Raw genomic sequence first — 18125 nt, forward strand, 5'->3', positions numbered from 1 at the left:
AAACATTTTATATAAAATGTTTTTTTGGTTATTTTAATAAAAGAATCGGATAAGAATTCCACCGAAGATAAGGACAATTGCACCACAGAGTCTATTAGCCATCTGTGCAAAAGCAATCATTTCCATTCTATCTGATGCAGACAAGACAGCAATGTTACCTGTTCCACCCATAGAATTATTGATCATCCCTGCACCAATGGCAGTTTCGACTGGATAAAGTCCAAAGAGGCGAGCCAAGAACCAGCTAGCAAGTCCCATTACAACAACACTTGTCAAGCAAAGTACAACAAATTGCCATGTAAATGCTGAAGCAAGAGTATTCAAGTCAATCAAAGCAAGACCAATACCTGCCAAAACAGCATGAGTAAGGTTTGTCATAATCACTTGGTTAAACATTACAACAGATTCTTCTAAATCTTTAGGAACAGTATTTGTTGCTTTCAAGATAAATACAATAATAATCATAAATGCATATTGATGAATATTAGGGAAGAATTTGTTCAAGATGTCACCAGCCATCAAAAGAGCAAAGGCAAAGAGCATTCCTGTTCCGATTTGTTGAGCATCTAATTTTATTTTAGGTTTAGCCAACTCTTCTTTAGTTGCTGCAACAAGAGTCCCATGTCCATTATATTTAGATTTGTTGAATACTTTAGCGATAGATAAGGCACCAATAATCGCAAGAATATTACCAAAAGTAACTGCTGGAGCAAGTTGAGAGAAGATAGCTGCTTGGTTTCCATGAGCCAATCCGGCTGCATAGATTTGAGAGAGTGGAGTAATTCCGGCTCCCATACCACCTGACATCATTGGCATAGAAACATACATTACAGAATCAGCAAATCCATTACCAATAAGCATTCCTACAAGACCTACTGAGAAGAAACCAATAACCATAGTGATTAAAGCAATCGGAATAAATTTCTTGGAAGCTTTAACCAAAAGATTTCTGTTCATTCCTAAAATAGATCCACAGATAAGTGCAGCTATATAAAAATCAAGAAATCCAAATTTTCCACCCATAAAATTGGAAACTGCTCCAATAACATTTGAAGGAACAATGTGGAAGAAAGATAATAGAGTAGCACCAATTAAAGTGAAAACAGATCCCCCACCTAAGTATGAATTCATAATAGGGAGTTTTTCTCCTATGAAGTATAATAGGTGGCCTAATGTTACAAGTAGGAGAGTTAACCCTACCATATCAAGTGGAAGTTTTCCTAATAGTGTTACAACTATGATGACAGCTACGAAAAAGGCATATAAGGGAAGACTAATTCCCGATATTTTCGTTTCTTTAAGTTTTTTCATTTAAGATATTCCCCTTAGTACTCTGGATACCATTTAAGATCACGAACTGCTTTAGCCATATCAGTTTCTTTAGATTCAGTAAGACCTTGTTCTTGAGCTTTCTTAGCAACTGCTTCTGCAACTTTAATTGATACATCAGCAACAAATTCAAATGGAGGAAGAACAGGAGCACCTGGTTTACCTGGATCTACTAAACCGCTCAATGAATGTGCAGCTGCACCGATCATTTCATCTGTCAAAAGTTTTGCTTCAGATGCCAACATTCCTAAGCCCAAACCTGGGTAGATAAGTGAGTTATTTGCTTGACCAATTTGATAATCAACACCTTTGTAGCTGATTGTTCCTGAAGGAACACCAGTAGCGACAAAAGCTTTTCCATCAGACCACTCAATAACTTGTTCAGCTGTAGCTTCCATTTTTTTAGTTGGATTTGAGATAGGGAAGATTACTGGGCGTTCTGTATTAGCACACATTGCTTCAACAACTTCTTTTGTAAAGGCACCTGGATTAGTTGAAGTTCCTACTAAAATAGTTGGTTTTACTGTCTTAACAACGTTAAGAAGGTCAGTCATATCTCCAGCATCTTTATAATCAGCACGTTTTTTAGCAAATGGTTTTTGAGCTGGTGTAAGGTCTTCCATATCATCAAAAAGTAAACCTTGTTGATCAATCATGAAGAAATGTTTGTAAGCTTCTTCTTCAGAAAGACCTTCACTAACCATTTCAGCATGAACACGACCAGCAATCCCTGCACCGGCTGAACCACCACCATAGCAAAGATATACTTGATCAGTTAATTTTTCACCTGTAATGTCAAGTGATCCGAAAATACCACCTAAAACAACAATACCAGTTCCTTGAATGTCATCATTAAATGTTGGGATTTTTGTTTTGTAGTTATTTAAAATTGTTGCAGCATTTGAACGTCCGAAATCTTCCCAGTGAAGGTACAATTTAGGGAAAATTGATTCTGCAGTTTCTACAAATTGATCGACGAAACTGTAGTATTGATCACCGTAAATACGTTCTTGATGATTTCCAAGATACAAATGATCTTCTAAAAGTTCTTTTCTATTTGTTCCTGCATCAATAACAACTGGAAGTACAGACGCTGGATCAATACCTGCTGCGGCTGTATAAATCATTAATTTACCAACTGAGATATCAACACCTTGAGTTCCCCAGTCTCCAATACCAAGGATTCCTTCAGCATCAGTTACAACAATAAGACGAATTTCTCTGTCACCTGCTGCATTTTTCAATGTTTCAGTAATGTTTTCAGGGTGGTTAATATCAAGATAAGCAGCATATTGTGGATCTACGAACAAATGACTGTAGTTTTCAATTGTATCAGCAATTGTTGGATCATAAACAACTGGATTAAATTCTACAATATGTTTGTTGAATAAGTAGTAAAACAAAGTACGGTTTGTATTAAAAATTTCCATCAAGAAATGACGTTTTTCTAAATCAGATGGTTTTGTCAAATATTGTTCGTAAGTTTGTTCAGCTTGTTCCTCAATTGTTTGAACAGTTGGTGGAAGAAGACCAATCAACCCCAATTCTTGACGTTCTTTCATAGTAAAAGCTGTTCCTTTATTTAAAAAAGGATTGTTTAAAATTTCATGTGCACGCATCGTACAACCTCCATAAAAATTATAATTAATGTTATTACTTTATTACTATAAACTTCTTTTATCGTTATAGTCAAATTCCTTAGTGTTGATAAATTTTATTTATAACGCATAAATAATGTCAATGTTTATTTAAAAGTCTCTATATAAAAATAGATGATATTAATCAAAGAAATGGTAGTAAAAATTAGCTTATAACTATTAAATGATAAACTGTTCTTCTACTATTACTATTCCTAATTTATCAGGGTTTCAAACAATTTAAGATTAAGATTTTTTGTCAATGGTGGTTGTGTATCTAAAGTATCCATTTTTTTAAATAAAAACAAAATTGTGCGCTTTGCTTTATTCATATTTTCTATTATATAAAAGTATTCTAAAAAAGTAGAGTAAAATCACTCTACTTTTATTTTTTAAATTTATGTATCTTTTAGGTTAATAATTTGATTAGAAATTTTTTCAACAAAAGCTTGATCATGTTCGACCAGAAGCATTGTTGGATGATAAGTTTCTAGAAGTTGAATTATTTGTTCACGATTAAACACATCAAGATAATTAAGCGGCTCATCCCAGAGATAAAGCTCTGCTTCTTGTGATAAACTACGAGCTAATTCAACCTTTTTTTGTTGCCCTTGACTCATCGTTTCTATCTTTTGGCTAAATTGCTTGCGCTCCATCCCCAGTTTTCTGAGATTAGCTAAAAATAATTCATAATTTAATTGATATTCGGTAGCAAAGTCTTTCAGATAACCACGATTATCATAAATCTGACGGACAAATGATAGCCTTATTCCCTGAGGAAATTGAACAAATCCACTGTGCTCACCAGAAAAATCACCCGATAAATATTTAAAAATACTTGATTTCCCTTGACCATTTGGTCCGACAATTGCTGCAATCTCTCCCACTTTCAAAGAAAAATCAATCGGCTGGAAAAGTAATTTTTCGGTAAATCCAAGAGAAAAATTTTCAAACTGAATCAGTCTTTTATGATGTGAAGGTTGAAAATTCATGATAAGAGGTTCAGTTTTTTCGATATTTTTGAGTAATTTCTCTTTATTCTCAACTTCCTGTCCCATTCGTTTTTCAATTGATTTTGCTCGTTGATTCTGTTTTTTGGCAACTTTTTTATCCACAAAGGTTGCTCCGGCAACATTTTCTCGTTGATTAGACCAATCTCTTTTTTCTAACGAAGTCTTTTTCAGCCTTGAAATATCTTTACGTAATTTTTCGTCTTCAGCAAGTTCAAAGTCATCACGCAACTGTTTCTCTCGTTCATAGGTTGAGAAATTTCCCTGATAGAGAACTATTTGCTGACGTTCAATTGCCAAGGTGTGGTCACAGACTTCGTCAAGAAAATTTCGGTCATGTGATACAACGATAAATCCTGATTTCTTTTGAAGATAGTCAGCAACTATTTTTCTACTTTCCAGATCCAATTGATTTGTTGGTTCATCAATTAGTGGAAAATTGTCCTCATCTAAAAATAAAATTGCCAAGAGACACTTGGTTTGTTCCCCACCTGATAAACTTCCAAAAGGACGCCAAAGAATTTCTAAATCAACTTTCAATAAAGATAATTCACGTTCTAATTTCCATTGTTCAAATTCGGCTAATTCATTTAGCACATAATAAGTTAATTGTGAATTTCTGTCAGTAATTTTTACTGACAGACTTTCTACAGAATATTTATCAGCAGTATTTTGTTTTTTAGATTTATCTTTATCATTAAAATCTTCTTCTGTCAGTAATTGGGGGAAGTAAACAAAGTTTTTGTCAGTAGTTATCGAGCTGTCAGTAGTTATTTTACCTTGTAGTAAGTTTAAAAGGGTTGATTTTCCACGGCCATTTCGCCCTACTAATCCTAATTTCCAACGGTCATCAATATTTATTTGGGCATGATTGAAAATCAGATTATCCCCGTAGCCAAAGGTTAAGTCTTTAAATTCAATATTTGACATTTAATTCTCCTCTCATTTGTGAGAATTAAGAAATCTAATTTGAGTAGAAAACTCAGAGTGAGTTCCTCTGAATGTTCATAAATCTCAAATTCCCGCTTTTCTTGGAGCATTAATTTTTGCTCCGTGTTGATTTTGCTTGGTTGCTTTTACTGCTGTCATCCCATTAGTATTTTTCCCAGCAAATTGCGGTTTATTCTTCTTAATTTGTTCTAGTTTAGCTTGCATTTCTTTTTGTTTTTGATTCATTATTTTCTCCTTAAATTAAAAAACTCTTTTCACAACTTAGGTGAAAAGAGCTTTAAAAGATACAAATTCTGACAAATTGCCCAATCTGTAAACATAATAAAAGTCTATTCTCTCTAAGTTATGAAGACAACAAAAACACTCGATTTTTACGAATATTTTTAAAGTTCAAAACTTAGATTTTCAATAGACCTTACCTCGTTCATTTATTTAAGACAATTATAGCATAAAATAAAATGAACTGTCAAGATAAAAACTTGACAGTTCATTTTTAGATTAATGGAATTGCATTCCTCCATCAACAATAATTGTTTGACCGGTAATATAGTTTGAATCAGGGCCAGCTAAGAATGAAACAACATTTGCCACATCTTCAGGCTCAGATAAACGTTTCATGGCAATATCTTTTGCGAAAGTTTGCATTCCCCATTCATCATCTTTACCAGCATTTTTACCAACTTGATGCGCAATATCAAACATCATTGGTGTTTTTACAATCCCTGGTGCATAAGCATTAACTGTGATTCCTTCTTCTGCTAAATCACGAGCAGCAATTTGAGTCATCCCACGAACAGCAAATTTTGAAGAAGAATAGAGCATTAGATTTGGATTTCCAACAACTCCAGCTTGTGAGGTTGCGTTGATAATTTTACCTCCATGACCTAATTTTCTAAAAAGTGCTGTTGATGTTTGTGTCCCCCACAAAACTCCACCAACATTAATATTATAGACCTGATGAAATTGTTCAGGTGTAATTGTTTCAATTGGTGTTGTTGGGGCAATTCCGGCATTATTAACTACAACATTTAAATCACCAAATTTGTCGACAACAGCATTCAAAGCTGAAATAACTTGTTCACGGTCGGAAACATCAGCTTTAATCGCAAATGAGTTTTCTCCAAGTTCTTTTGCTGCTTTTTGAGCTGTTTCTTCGTTGTAATCAATAATAGCTACTTTAAAACCATCATTATAGAGACGTTTTGCGATTGCAAAACCTATTCCTTGACCTGCTCCAGTAACTGCTGCAATTTTAGACATCTTATTTCTCCTTTATTTATTTATTTTATAGACCTTTACCAGTTGGTGAAACTAAAATTTTAACAGCTGTTTCATTATGATGAATCAGCGTATCGAATCCTTTATCAATCAAATCATCCAAACCGATTTTAGCTGTGATGAATTGGTCCAATTTTATTTTACCTGTTGATACTAAATCAATTGTTTTTGGATGAGTGTTATTATAAGCAATCGTTCCTAAAAGGTTAGCTTCTTTGATTACTAATTTTGCCATATCAACACTAGCGGCTTGCCCCAAATTGCGACAATGACAACTGTTCCACCCATACGAATCGCATCTAGACAAGCGTCAAATCCCGGTTGGACAGAGGTACATTCAAAGGCTGCGTCCACTCCTTTTTCATTAATTTCATGAACTTTAGCTTGAATGTCATCTTCAATTGGATTGAAGAAATAATCAGCAACTTGTGCTTCTTGTGCTTTTTTACGACGAAGTCCACTAGGTTCACTGATGATAACAGTATGTCCTTGCGCTTTTGCAACGGCAGCAGTTAATAGTCCAATTGGTCCAGCACCAACAACTAATACCGTACTCTTTTCACTTAAATTTGCTCGTTCAACAGCGTGATAGCCGACTGATAGTGGCTCAATTAGAGCAGCTTCATCCAATGGTAAGTTATCAGGAATTTTGTGAACCCAACGTTCATCAACAGAAATTTTTTCAGCCAAACCTCCACCATTTCCGCCCAAACCAATAAAGTTTGAGCCTTCTGAGAGGTTATAATGTCCAGTTTCACTTGTATCAGTCCCTTCGGGAACGATATAAGGTTCGACAACGACATGGTCACCTACTTTAAGTCCGCTTACTCCTTCACCTATAAAATTTACAACCCCAGACATTTCATGTCCAAGAGTGACTGGTGGTACTTCTCCAGTAATTGGATTAGGATGTTCTGCTGACGGACAAAAAATTGGGCCATCTAAAAATTCATGGAGATCTGTTCCACAAATTCCACACCAAGCCACATCAATGCCAACTTGGCCAGCTTTTACTATTGGTTCATTAATTTCATCAATGCGGATATCCCCGCGGTCGTAAAAACGTGCTGCGCGCATAAAAACGCCTCCTCTATATAGGATGGTTGTCGTTTCAGGCAATCAATTAAATTTAGTATTTGAGATTTCTCTCACGAGTTTATTCTATCATTATTTCTAATAATTTACAAAAATTTAAAGCGTTTTCTTCCTTGGTATATATAGACTTTTAAATATTTTATCGTAATAAAAAAGCTACTGAATTTTCTGTCAGTAACTTTTACTTTTTGTATTCTTATTAATTGTTAATGTCTATTTCTTCGACGATTTTTTCGACTATCACCCTTAACTGGAATTTGTCTTTGTTCCTTGACAAATTCTGGTAATTGATTATATTTCATTGATAAAACGAGCCCTAAGCCGATGATATTTGCCATTAAGGCCGATCCCCCTTGAGAAATGAAGGGTAAGGGAATACCTGTTAAAGGAACAACACCAATCGCTGCTCCAATATTTTCAAAGACATGGAAGAGAATCATCATAGTAATACCCGTTGAAATATAGGTATAAAACTGATTATTTGATTTGAAAGTTACTCGAATCATTCGATAAATCAGCATAAAGTAAAGGAAAATCAAAAAGGCTGATCCAATAAATCCGAAATCTTCAGCAATGACAGTGAAAATCATATCTGATTCTCGAACGGGAACATTGACATTAGCTACACCAATTCCTTTACCCCAAAGACCACCAACACCAACTGAAATCAATGAGCGTGCTTGTTGAAGACTGAAAGTCTGAGAATATTCAAAAGGATGTAACCATGCGATAAAACGATTGACCTGATACTGAGCAAAACTGGTACTTTCAAGAAATTTTTGTCCTTCTGGTGAAGCAACTAGAGCAACAATTCCTACAGCTACTGCTGCTACGAAAAAAAAAGCTGGCGCAAGTATTTTCCAAGAAATACCAGCAACTAAAATAATTCCAGCAAAGATAGCTGCAAAGACCAAGAAAGTTCCGAAGTCTTTTTGAAAGACTGATAAAATGGCAACTGGAATTGTTTCAAGTATCAGAAGTCCGATTAAGCGGAAATCATCTTTGAGTACTCGTTTTTTTAGATTATTTTGGAAGGTAACCACAATCCTAGCCGAAAATAAAATATAGGAAAGTTTCATAAACTCGGACGGTTGAAAAAGATTTCGTCCTCCAAAAGCGAGCCAGTTTTTTGCACCTGTTGAAGCATAGGTTGCTTTATCGTAGAAAAAGATCGGTAGAACCATTAATATAAGACCTAATAGGTAAAAAAATGGTGTTAAATTCCATAAAAACCTTGAATCCATATGCATGACAATTAAAGCAACAAAGAGTCCGACAATAACCCAAGTTCCTTGTTGAACAACTAGATTCGTTGCTTGCGTGGGGTGGTCATGACTTACTGCAACATAAAGTGCGTAAAGACCAATCAATATTAACATAAAGGCTGGTAAAATTAGCCCATAATCAATTCGTGAATCAAATGTAAATCTATTTGCTTTCTTGTTTTTCAAAACTAGCTCCAGTCAGTTTAATCTTGTTTTGGCAATTCATTTGGGCAATTTGCTATCACTTAGTTCTAACTTTTGCTTCAAATTTACAAAAACAATTTTATTATTGAGGTGACTTCTGTTTAATATCATAAATCCATTCTATTATACAATTTTTTTGGATGATTTGGGCATTCTTTCTCAAAAATTCCAATAAAAAAACACTGAAGCACTTTCAGCATTTTATAAAATGTGCCCAAGAAGGTCTCCTCCAAAAATCAAAAGATAAGAATAGAGGAGAATTGGCAATGGTTTACATAATAAGATACTCCAAGTGAAGAATTTCCAACTCATTTTTGTTTGACTTGCTATTAAAACAAGGGCATCATCTGGGGCAATAGGAGATAAAATGAGGAGCGCGAAAACAATATTAAAGCGTTTTTGCCCCTTATCCAACCAAGCCATGTATTTATTATATGTTTTTTCTTTGACAAAAGTTTTGGCTAATGAAGAACCATATTTTTTACCAAAGTGAAAAAGTAAAAAAGAGCCCGCAACAATTCCAAAGTAATTATAAACAAAACCCCAAACTGGTCCAAAAATCATGACCCCTGCTGCCATTGTAATCCCACCTGGTATGATTGGAACAATGACTTGCAAAATTTGCATACAAAGGAAGATTAATGGTCCTAAAAAACGATGTGCCACAATCAATTGTTGTAAGACCGCTTGATTTTGAAATGCGCCAAGGCGCCATAAATAAATGCCACCAACAATTGTCGCAACAAAGCCAAGAATAGTAATTAAATTAAAAACTCGTTTGATATATCTTAATACGTTATCATTCAAAGAAAATCCTCACTTTGGGCATTTTTTTTGGCTTTAAGGTAGGCTTCATTTTCTTCAATCCAACCTGGCAAATAATTAGCAAGGGTTTTAAAGCCAATTTTATCCCGAGAATCAGTAAAATGTTTTTTTCGGTAAATATGGTGAACTTGCGGATTTTTTTCCAGACTGCGAATTGACAGGCTAATTTTGCCATTATATTCGTCAATATCAATAATTTGTGCCATCACTTTTTGGCCAATTTTAGCAATATCATGAATACTTTTGACATAACCAGATTGAATTTCAGAAATATGAATCAATCCTTTTTGTTCAATTTTTTCTTTATTTGATGAATTATCCAGGTAAAATTTTACAAATGCACCATAATCTTGCATTCCAATAATTTCAACCTCAACAATATCACCGATTTTAGGACTTTTCTTCTCCATATTATGGCTCGATAATCTCAACTGATTCAATAACGACATCATCGACTGGTTTATCTTGCGCACCTACACGAACAGCTGCAATTTCATCGAGAACTTTATAGCTTTCTTCATCAACCAATTGACCAAAGACAGTGTGACGGCCATCAAGATGAGGAGTTCCGCCGCCAGTATATGTTTCAGCTACTTCTTCAGGCCACCCTCCTTGGATAAGTGAATCTTTAGGATAAGGCAAGTTTTTATTTTGAACAATGAAAAATTGACTTCCGTTTGTATTAGGTCCAGCATTGGCCATTGACAAAGCTCCCCGAAGATTAAAGAGGTCCATTGAGAACTCATCTTCAAATTTTTCTCCGTAGATTGAAGAACCACCCATCCCAGTTCCTGTTGGGTCTCCTCCTTGAACCATGAAATCTTTGATGATACGGTGGAAAATTACTCCATCATAATACCCCTCTTTGCTAAGTTCAATAAAGTTTTTTACGGTTTTTGGAGCAAGATTATCAAATAATTTTACAGTCATTTTTCCATGATTTGTATTGATAATTGCTGTAGTACCTTTGTAGTTTTCAAGTTCAAGTTGTGGGTAAGTCATATTTTTTAGTTAGTATTTTTATTTCTAAAAATACCTTCCTTTCTTTTTATAAGTTAATAAATTTCTGTCAGTAATTTTTACTGACAGTTTTTACTGATAGCTTTAATCAATAATTTTTAAGGCTTGTAAGGCTTTTAGAATTCCATCATTTTCAACAGAATCAGTAATGTAATCTGCTTTTTCTAAAATTTCAGGATGTGAAATCTTCATAGCTACTGACAGACCGGCAAAATCAAAGAGTTCACGGTCATTAAGTCCATCACCAAAGTTCATCATGTTCTCAGCTTTCAGACCAAGTTCTTGTAAAACTTTTTGACAGCCGATTGCTTTAGAACCTTCCATTGGAACAATATCTGAACTGTTTGGATGCCAACGAACCAAACGAATTTTATCGGATAAAATTTCTGGTAATTCTAATTGGTCATCATGGTCAGAAATTGTCAACATTTGATAAATTTCATTTGTTTTATAATAATTGGGATTTTCTTCCAATTCAGAATAAACTGGACCAATTGCATCACTAGCAATTTTATCCCATTTTGAAATTTTCAAACTATCCGCAGCTACAAAAGAATATCCACTTTGTTCATTTTTCAGCCAAGTGATAATTTCTTCAATTAACTCCTTAGAAAAAGTATTTTTATATAATACTTCTCCTGTTTGTGCATTTTCAACATAGGCACCATTGATTGCTACATAGAAATCTGGTTTTAATGCCCTAACTTCTGGAACAACTCCGAAAAGATTTCTTCCCGTTGCAATTCCTGTCATAATTCCTTTTTCACGAAGTTTATAAAAAACTTCAGTAATTGATTCAGGCATGAAAGCTGAATCTTTGACCCTCAAAGTATCATCAATATCAAAAAAAATGATTTTTATTTTTGGGGCTTTTTCTAATATTTTTTCCATCTTTTTTTCACTTTAATTTTATTTGTACAAACTTAATTATATCATATTTCTAACTTGTTTTTCCTCAGGTTTAAACTAAGTGATGTTGAATGGCATAAATTGTTGCTTGAGTTCGGTCTGACACTTCAAGCTTATTAAAAATATTAGAAACATGAGTTTTGACTGTTTTTAAACTGATAAAAAGTTCATCAGCAATTTCTTGATTAGAAAGTCCCGTCGCAAGTACTTTTAATACTTCTAATTCTCTTTTTGATAAATCATCATATAATTCATGTTTTCGATGTTTTTGTTGAGCAATCTTTTCCTTGACAGCATCGGAAAGGACATCTTCTCCATTGGCAACTTTTCTGATTGCAGATGCAATATCAGCGGCTTGTGATGTTTTAAGAATATAACCTTTAGCTCCAGCAGCTAAAGCCGGAAAAACTTTTTCGTCATCAATAAAACTCGTTAGAATTAAAATTTTTCGTTCTGGATTTTTGGCTAAAATCTTTTGAGTTGCTCCAATTCCATCAAGTCGATCCATCACTAAATCCATGAGAATAACATCAGGGTCAAGCATTTCAGTTTTTAAAAATCCTGACTCGCCATCGGCAGCTTCACCAACCACTTCGATATCGGGTTGAATATTCATGAAACTTGATAAACCTAGTCGCACCATCTGGTGGTCATCAACAATTAAAAGTTTAATTTTTTCCATTTTGTTCTTTCTAAATACGCATCATTTTTAAAGGCTCGGCTTCGCTTTAGGGATAATGATTTCAACAGTTGTCCCCGCACCTGGTGCCGAGATTACTTTGGCATCTCCGCCGATTAATAAAGCACGTTCTTTGATATTGGCTAAACCGTAACTGGCCGTCTTATCACTAGTAGAAACATCAAAACCAACTCCATCATCAGCAATTTTCAAAAAAATGTTTCCAAGTGATTCTCTTAAAGAAACTTCAATGTGCTCGGCTTGCGAATGACGCAAAGTATTCGATAAAATCTCTTGAGCCATTCGAAATAAATTGTCCTCAACATTACTCGTCGCTTCAATGTCAGCCAATTTAACTGTAATATTTGCTGAAATTTTCGCTTGGAGCTCGTCTGTCAGTGCTGACAGCCCTTCTGCTAAACTCTTACCATCTAATTCTACTGGTCTAAGATGTAGTAAGAGTGCTCGCATTTCATTTTGTGCAGAATGGAGCACTTTTAAAACCAATTGTGTCTGTGTTTCGATTTGTTCTTTAGTCAAATTTTGTGTCGAACCAGCAACAGAAGATAAAATCATTGTCGCTGCAAAAAGTTCTTGACTGACAGAATCATGAAGTTCACGTGAAATTCTTTTACGCTCTAATTCAATAATTTCAGCTTTGTCAGCAGATTTTTGCTTAGATAATTCTTGGAGTTCAGCTGACATATTCATAATTTTATCATGAACAGCTTGTAATTCAGGAGATTCAGGTTGTTGATTTTCTTCTAAAAGTTTAATATCATCTTGAAATTTTTGTTGAATAGCCATATTTTCAATATGATTAAAAAGGGTAAAAATCAGCGCAAGTAATCCTGCAACTGATATAAATATCCATAAACCATAGAAATTATCTCGAAGTTCCCTAATAATATTAGCGGTATTTAGTCCCCCTAAAGGTTGACCACTATTCATCATTATAAATAGTAGAAGGTACATAATAAGGATGATACTAAAAACTGCTAAAAAGGTTGTGAAAAGTGATTTTTTCATCCTCTAATCACCTCAATATTTCCTGAATCAACACGGATATTGATTTTAATTCGTTTTTCCGCCTGATCTAAATTTTCACTAAAATAACGAACATTTCCCGCATTAATTTGTGCTGCCTCATTGAAAATCTTTACAAGCCCAGCATTTGTTGTTAAATCAAGCGAAACTCCTACGTCCTCAGGAACAATAATTTTTGTATTACCTGTCATTTTTTTAATAGAAAGACTATTTCCAGAAGGTTTAAAAGTAACATCATCAAGATCAATGATATCATTTTGATTTTCATTCATGATTGACTCAGATTCATCTTGAGAAATATCTTCGTAAGAAAAATTTTTTACTCCTCCTTCTCGTGGATTATTTTTCCAAAAAACGATGCAAGCAATCGTAGGGAAGATAATTGCTAACCAGAACCATCCAACTGTGAAGAGAATCATTACCGATATTGCCCAAAAAATGAAACTGATGATACGTAATACACGCGCACGCGAACGAGTCGCCAAGATAGTAAAGAGAATAGCTAAAGCTAGAACTACCCACATACGCGGTGTACTAATCACATGAAAAATCAATCCTAATACAATAAAAATTTCTATAATAAAGATTGCTTTCAATTTTTTATTCATAAATCTATTGTACCAAAAAAAAGCTTACTTTTTCTCGGACTTAAGACTTAAATTTTACTTAAGAAAAATAGAGAAAAAATACTCCATTCATTAAGATGAAGTATTCTTTAAATTACATAATAAAAATATTTTTATCATATCCCATAAAATTTTTCAAAAAGATTTCTACCAGCTTGACTTCTTAACCCCTGGAATCTTACCTTCATGCGCCAATTTTCTAAAATTAACTCGTGACATACCAAATTTTCGCATGTAGGCTCTGGGTCTTCCGTCAATTCGATCTCGCATTTTCATTCGATTGGGATGAGAATCTTTAGGGAGTTTTCGGAGAGCTTCATAATTTTTTTCTTTCTTAAGTTCCTGTCTAAGCTCTTGATATTGAGCAACTAATTTTTGTCGCTTTTTAAATTTAGCAATTTTTGATTTCTTCGCCAAAATATTATCCTTTCATTTATTAATTTAGTTAACCAGTTAAGTATATCCTATAAATAAAACAATGTCAACTGGTTAACATTATTTTATTTTATTTTCTCTATTTTAATTAGCGACTAAAGCTCCTCCTTGACTTGAAACATAGTCTTGAGCATTCTCCTTATTTATTTTTACCAGACTCCCTTTAGTATCCACTCCATAAGTTTCACTTTTTTCACCTTTGATAGTTACCGTCGCAGAAGGCATATAATATTGGTCAGTTTCACTTCCAAAATAGTTTTCATAAGTAATGACACTTTGATCAAGCTTATCATTGACAGACTCATCATTTGCTTGTCTCATTATATTTTGAATAGCCAAATCCACATTTTCTGGTATGAATTCATAACTTCCACCATCCACCATTTGACTTACCCCTTGATATTGAATAGAAACTACCTTGTTAAGACAATCTTTATAAGCCATAAGTGCGGTCAAATTAGCAAGATTTATCGAAATGTTCGTTTTAAAATCTGATGAAATATCATTTAAAAATGATTGATATTTAAAAACACTATTAAGACTAAGCATCTTGTTCATTAATTCAGTCATAACTTCTCGTTGATGAGCGGCGCGTCCATAATTCCCATTAGCTAACGTATCTCTATCTCGGGCAAAAACTAAAGCTTGTTCTCCGTTGATGAGCTGCTTAGGATTTCCTGAAAGATAAGGAACATAAGCTTTATATTCAGGTTCTGTATTTGAGATATAAATCGCTCCACTATCTACAGTTTTATCTGAACCAGGCAAAGTTATTTTACCTGAATCAGTCCCTTGATAGACATCTGAGCCATTAGTATCATTGACAACTTATACTCCTCCAACGTCATTCACAAGATTTACTAAACCGTCCATATTAACAATCATAAAAATATTAAGATTCAGCCCTACTTGATTACCAATCGTTTTCATGGCATAAGTAACAGCAGATGATAACCCACCATTATTAAATCCTAAAGGATAAGCAGCATTCATTTTTTGAGTAGATTGAATTTTTCCAGATGCATCTTCAATATTCGTCATCGTATCTCGTTCCACTGAAATAATAGTGGTTGTTTTTGTCCGAGGATTCAATGTTAAAATAATTTGAGAATCTGAATTTCCATTCCATGAATCTGCACCACCCCTACTATTATCACCAGTATCCACTCCCATAAGCAAAATAGTTAGTGGTTTTTTTGCAGATATACTAGAACTTTTTATTTTTGTATTTACATGAGTTTTCGTTAATGTTTTCTCTGCTTGAACATAGATAACCGCACTAACTGCCACGACTAAAATAACAAAAAGGGACATAAAACGAACAAAATATACTTTTTTAGACCTTTTTATTTTTTTCTTTTGTCTAATTTCTTTTCTTTTCATATCAAGAATACTTCTTTCTTTTATTAAAAATTATAACTTACTTAAACTCTTTAATTTTTCGTCAGCCGAGCTATTCAAAACCAGTCCTACTGCCAAAGTTGAAATTAAAAATGATGATCCACCTTGTGATAAAAAGGGAAAGGTGACACCTGTTTCTGGAACCAAACCAATTGCTCCACCTAAATTGACAAAAACTTGTATCAACAAAAAAGATGAACAACCAATTGAAATCATTGAATTAAATGGATCTTTTGCCCGCATCCCCACCAAAAGCATTCGGGTAATCATGAAAAAAATGACAGCTAGGATTATAATTCCACCAATGATTCCCAATTCTTCTACTATTACTGAAAATATAAAATCTGTATGAGCTTCAGGCAAAAATCCTTGTTTTTCAATCGAATTCCCCAGCCCTCTTCCAAACCAGCCACCATCTACAATCGCATAATATGAATTAGCAAGTTGATGACCCGAAGAAGCCAAGTCAGTAAAAGGATTAACAAATGCTTTAAATCGAGCATTAATATAAGATCCTGGAATCAAATCGCCTCCACTGATAAAAAGAAAGAGCAAAAAACTAAGACTAATCGTAAGCAACATCTTCCCATAACCTGAAAACCATCGCCAAGAAATTCCACTTGCACCAATCATTATCAAGGCTAAGAGCCCAATAATTGCTGTATTTCCTAAATTAGGCATACTGAGTTCCACTATCATTAGTAAGATAATCGGAAATCGCCATCCCCCTACAACTTTTTTTATGAGATTGTTACCCTTAAAAATTGCTTGAATATCATTTTTCTCAATCTCTTCTTGTCTGTTAGAAAAGATAGAAGCAAGAAACCAAACTGTAAAAAGTTTTGCAAATTCAACCGGCTGAATAGTTCCAATCCCTGATAAGGGAATCCATCCATGCGCTCCATTCGCTGATGTATTAGGACCCACCCTTGAATAAATCATCAGCAAGATAATAATTAGAAAAATTATTTTTAAAATCTTTTCATTTTTTATAATTCTTAATTTTACTCGATAAATAATAATTAAAGCCACAAAACTTATAATTATAAAAACTCCTTGAGAAATTGCCAATCGATAAGGAGATAGTCCTCGGTTAATTTGATAGGGGACAGTTGCTGAAAACACCATGAGTAAGCCAACAGCTGAAAGAATCAAATAAGGAATCAAAATAGATAAATCTAAAAAACTATTTTTTGTAATTTTTTTATCCATAAATGAATCCCTCTTCGTTAATTTTCCAAATGAACGCCAAGAGTATTTCTAGTTGCAAATCAATGAATAACTTTTTCTTTCTTATTTTTTTATTTTTTATTGTTGTATGAATTAATATTTTTGTCATCGGCTTGTACCTCAATTTCTGATTTATAGTAGATTTTGATTGTACAGCTCCAACTCAGAGAACTAGATTAGATTGAAGTGATAAAAATGCATTTCCACTTTTAAGCTATCTTTCTTCCTACAGCTCCCAGGGTCTGAGCCACTGTTATTCTGTGCTTCCATTTTCACCACCTCCTTTTTTATAAAAAAATTGCCTACGCCGGTTGAACGTAGACAAGGTATGATTTCAAAAAGATACACTATCAAGTGAACTAAAGTACCCAGTATCGTTCAAGCTTTAGCTCCGCAGGGCGATGTTGTTGCACTATTTCACGCCTTCTTTTTTCGACGTGAACTGTTGGCCCTCTCATCGTGTCTCCACGACTCTGCGGCAGCAACCCGTATCCCTGTGGTAGCCTCACCTACCGATGGTTAGAAAATCTCTAACCAAAATTGCTTAAATTAAATTTTCAAAATATTTCCTAAGCAAAAAAATTATAACACGACCTATACTTTTAGTCAAATAATAAATGCATTACCTAAATTAAATATTTTTTTATTGGATTAAACCTCTTGTTATGACTAAGTTTTTTAGAAATTAGAACTAAGACAAAAATATTATTTTTTAAAATAAAATACCAAAGATTAAAATATACAGACAAAAAGCTTATAATTGAATAATGAATTTCGTTAATAAATAAAAAACTCCCTAGTCAATGCTGACTAAGGAGTTTTTTATTATATTTATCGAATTCCCAAAGCAATACGGGCATAACGACTCATTTTATCAACTGTCCATGCTGGATACCAAACCAAGTTCACCTTGATTTCACCAACTTCTGGCACTTCTTTCAAAGCATCATGAATTTGTTCAGTCAAAAGGTCCGCCAAAGGGCAACCCATTGTTGTCAATGTCATTTTAATTTCTGTAAATCCGTTATCTTCAAAGCTAATTTCATAAACTAATCCGAGGTTGATAATATCAATCCCAAGCTCTGGGTCAATGACGTTTTCAAGGGCAGAGAGAATTTTGTCCTTGATTTCATTCACTTGCTCTTCTGTGTATTTATCTGCCATTTTATCTCCTTAGGCTGTCA

The 18125-nt window shown here is 34.0% G+C and carries 20 protein-coding genes and 1 riboswitch; all 20 genes read right to left on the reverse strand.

The features are described 5' to 3' along the window. Positions 1–33: 33 nt before the first annotated feature. The 20 genes from MHB61_RS04170 to MHB61_RS04265 all read right to left on the reverse strand — a co-directional run bounded on the left by MHB61_RS04170 (position 34) and on the right by MHB61_RS04265 (position 18105). Positions 34–1311, reverse strand: a complete 1278-nt coding sequence (locus tag MHB61_RS04170; protein WP_003131417.1) for a 2-hydroxycarboxylate transporter family protein — start codon at positions 1309–1311, stop codon at positions 34–36. Positions 1312–1325: 14 nt separating this feature from the next. After that, complete coding sequence (locus MHB61_RS04175) at positions 1326–2948, reverse strand: malolactic enzyme (RefSeq protein WP_003131415.1); 1623 nt, start codon at positions 2946–2948, stop codon at positions 1326–1328. 416 nt (positions 2949–3364) lie between these two features. Then, a complete protein-coding gene (abc-f, locus tag MHB61_RS04180; protein ID WP_014570498.1) occupies positions 3365–4906 on the reverse strand; it encodes a ribosomal protection-like ABC-F family protein in 1542 nt (513 codons plus the stop codon). A gap of 84 nt (positions 4907–4990) precedes the next feature. Then, positions 4991–5152 carry a hypothetical protein gene (locus tag MHB61_RS04185; protein ID WP_003131412.1) on the reverse strand — a complete coding sequence of 54 codons (162 nt, stop codon included), beginning with the start codon at positions 5150–5152 and terminating at the stop codon, positions 4991–4993. A 273-nt stretch (positions 5153–5425) separates the two neighbouring features. Then, the gene (locus tag MHB61_RS04190) at positions 5426–6187 is read right to left on the reverse strand and encodes a (S)-acetoin forming diacetyl reductase (protein ID WP_003131411.1); all 762 of its coding nucleotides are present in this window, start codon (positions 6185–6187) and stop codon (positions 5426–5428) included. Between the two features lie 25 nt (positions 6188–6212). Continuing rightward, positions 6213–6440 carry a hypothetical protein gene (locus MHB61_RS04195; protein ID WP_003131410.1) on the reverse strand — a complete coding sequence of 76 codons (228 nt, stop codon included), beginning with the start codon at positions 6438–6440 and terminating at the stop codon, positions 6213–6215. Continuing rightward, positions 6428–7282, reverse strand: a complete 855-nt coding sequence (locus MHB61_RS04200; protein ID WP_003131408.1) for a 2,3-butanediol dehydrogenase — start codon at positions 7280–7282, stop codon at positions 6428–6430. The genes MHB61_RS04195 and MHB61_RS04200 overlap by 13 nt, the downstream gene beginning before the upstream one ends. A gap of 224 nt (positions 7283–7506) precedes the next feature. After that, positions 7507–8751, reverse strand: a complete 1245-nt coding sequence (locus MHB61_RS04205; protein WP_137016189.1) for an FtsW/RodA/SpoVE family cell cycle protein — start codon at positions 8749–8751, stop codon at positions 7507–7509. 219 nt (positions 8752–8970) lie between these two features. Further along, entirely contained in the window at positions 8971–9576 is a 606-nt protein-coding gene (locus MHB61_RS04210; protein ID WP_003131406.1) for a TVP38/TMEM64 family protein, read from the reverse strand. Next, positions 9573–10004: a CvfD/Ygs/GSP13 family RNA-binding post-transcriptional regulator gene (locus tag MHB61_RS04215; RefSeq protein WP_003131405.1), complete on the reverse strand. Its 432-nt coding sequence runs from the start codon at positions 10002–10004 to the stop codon at positions 9573–9575. The genes MHB61_RS04210 and MHB61_RS04215 overlap by 4 nt, the downstream gene beginning before the upstream one ends. A 1-nt stretch (position 10005) precedes the next feature. Further along, entirely contained in the window at positions 10006–10596 is a 591-nt protein-coding gene (locus MHB61_RS04220) for a peptidylprolyl isomerase (RefSeq protein ID WP_003131404.1), read from the reverse strand. Positions 10597–10698: 102 nt separating this feature from the next. Continuing rightward, positions 10699–11505, reverse strand: coding sequence for a Cof-type HAD-IIB family hydrolase (locus MHB61_RS04225; protein WP_003131403.1), 807 nt, complete (start codon positions 11503–11505; stop codon positions 10699–10701). Positions 11506–11575: 70 nt separating this feature from the next. Next, entirely contained in the window at positions 11576–12205 is a 630-nt protein-coding gene (locus MHB61_RS04230; RefSeq protein ID WP_003131402.1) for a LuxR C-terminal-related transcriptional regulator, read from the reverse strand. A 27-nt stretch (positions 12206–12232) separates the two neighbouring features. Continuing rightward, complete coding sequence (locus MHB61_RS04235) at positions 12233–13231, reverse strand: sensor histidine kinase (RefSeq protein WP_012897540.1); 999 nt, start codon at positions 13229–13231, stop codon at positions 12233–12235. Next, complete coding sequence (liaF, locus tag MHB61_RS04240; protein ID WP_003131399.1) at positions 13228–13857, reverse strand: cell wall-active antibiotics response protein LiaF; 630 nt, start codon at positions 13855–13857, stop codon at positions 13228–13230. Before liaF ends, MHB61_RS04235 begins: the two co-directional genes overlap by 4 nt. Positions 13858–14022: 165 nt before the next feature. Further along, positions 14023–14292, reverse strand: a complete 270-nt coding sequence (gene rpsN / locus MHB61_RS04245) for a 30S ribosomal protein S14 (protein WP_003131398.1) — start codon at positions 14290–14292, stop codon at positions 14023–14025. Between the two features lie 102 nt (positions 14293–14394). Beyond that, positions 14395–15078 (reverse strand): LCP family protein, encoded by a 684-nt coding sequence (locus MHB61_RS04250; RefSeq protein ID WP_003131396.1) that lies wholly within the window; start codon positions 15076–15078, stop codon positions 14395–14397. Positions 15079–15138: 60 nt separating this feature from the next. Continuing rightward, the gene (locus MHB61_RS04255) at positions 15139–15693 is read right to left on the reverse strand and encodes an LCP family protein (protein ID WP_249351744.1); all 555 of its coding nucleotides are present in this window, start codon (positions 15691–15693) and stop codon (positions 15139–15141) included. Between the two features lie 30 nt (positions 15694–15723). Beyond that, positions 15724–16923, reverse strand: coding sequence for an FtsW/RodA/SpoVE family cell cycle protein (locus tag MHB61_RS04260; RefSeq protein ID WP_003131394.1), 1200 nt, complete (start codon positions 16921–16923; stop codon positions 15724–15726). A gap of 380 nt (positions 16924–17303) precedes the next feature. Next, positions 17304–17465, reverse strand: a riboswitch (M-box (ykoK) riboswitch). Between the two features lie 307 nt (positions 17466–17772). Beyond that, a complete protein-coding gene (locus MHB61_RS04265) occupies positions 17773–18105 on the reverse strand; it encodes a metal-sulfur cluster assembly factor (protein WP_003131392.1) in 333 nt (110 codons plus the stop codon). Between the last annotated feature and the right edge of the window lie 20 nt (positions 18106–18125).

The sequence above is a fragment of the Lactococcus sp. FSL K6-0773 genome (assembly GCF_038006485.1).
Classification (GTDB): domain Bacteria; phylum Bacillota; class Bacilli; order Lactobacillales; family Streptococcaceae; genus Lactococcus; species Lactococcus lactis.

Bases quoted from the DNA above. Each gene is read 5' to 3' on its own strand.
- MHB61_RS04170 (WP_003131417.1), bottom strand. From the start codon at position 1,311: ATGAAAAAACTTAAAGAAACGAAAATATCGGGAATTAGTCTTCCCTTA.
- MHB61_RS04175 (WP_003131415.1), bottom strand. From the start codon at position 2,948: ATGCGTGCACATGAAATTTTAAACAATCCTTTTTTAAATAAAGGAACA.
- abc-f (WP_014570498.1), bottom strand. From the start codon at position 4,906: ATGTCAAATATTGAATTTAAAGACTTAACCTTTGGCTACGGGGATAAT.
- MHB61_RS04185 (WP_003131412.1), bottom strand. From the start codon at position 5,152: ATGAATCAAAAACAAAAAGAAATGCAAGCTAAACTAGAACAAATTAAG.
- MHB61_RS04190 (WP_003131411.1), bottom strand. From the start codon at position 6,187: ATGTCTAAAATTGCAGCAGTTACTGGAGCAGGTCAAGGAATAGGTTTT.
- MHB61_RS04195 (WP_003131410.1), bottom strand. From the start codon at position 6,440: ATGGCAAAATTAGTAATCAAAGAAGCTAACCTTTTAGGAACGATTGCT.
- MHB61_RS04200 (WP_003131408.1), bottom strand. From the start codon at position 7,282: ATGCGCGCAGCACGTTTTTACGACCGCGGGGATATCCGCATTGATGAA.
- MHB61_RS04215 (WP_003131405.1), bottom strand. From the start codon at position 10,004: ATGGAGAAGAAAAGTCCTAAAATCGGTGATATTGTTGAGGTTGAAATT.
- MHB61_RS04220 (WP_003131404.1), bottom strand. From the start codon at position 10,596: ATGACTTACCCACAACTTGAACTTGAAAACTACAAAGGTACTACAGCA.
- MHB61_RS04225 (WP_003131403.1), bottom strand. From the start codon at position 11,505: ATGGAAAAAATATTAGAAAAAGCCCCAAAAATAAAAATCATTTTTTTT.
- MHB61_RS04230 (WP_003131402.1), bottom strand. From the start codon at position 12,205: ATGGAAAAAATTAAACTTTTAATTGTTGATGACCACCAGATGGTGCGA.
- MHB61_RS04235 (WP_012897540.1), bottom strand. From the start codon at position 13,231: ATGAAAAAATCACTTTTCACAACCTTTTTAGCAGTTTTTAGTATCATC.
- liaF (WP_003131399.1), bottom strand. From the start codon at position 13,857: ATGAATAAAAAATTGAAAGCAATCTTTATTATAGAAATTTTTATTGTA.
- MHB61_RS04255 (WP_249351744.1), bottom strand. From the start codon at position 15,693: ATGAAAAGAAAAGAAATTAGACAAAAGAAAAAAATAAAAAGGTCTAAA.
- MHB61_RS04260 (WP_003131394.1), bottom strand. From the start codon at position 16,923: ATGGATAAAAAAATTACAAAAAATAGTTTTTTAGATTTATCTATTTTG.
- MHB61_RS04265 (WP_003131392.1), bottom strand. From the start codon at position 18,105: ATGGCAGATAAATACACAGAAGAGCAAGTGAATGAAATCAAGGACAAA.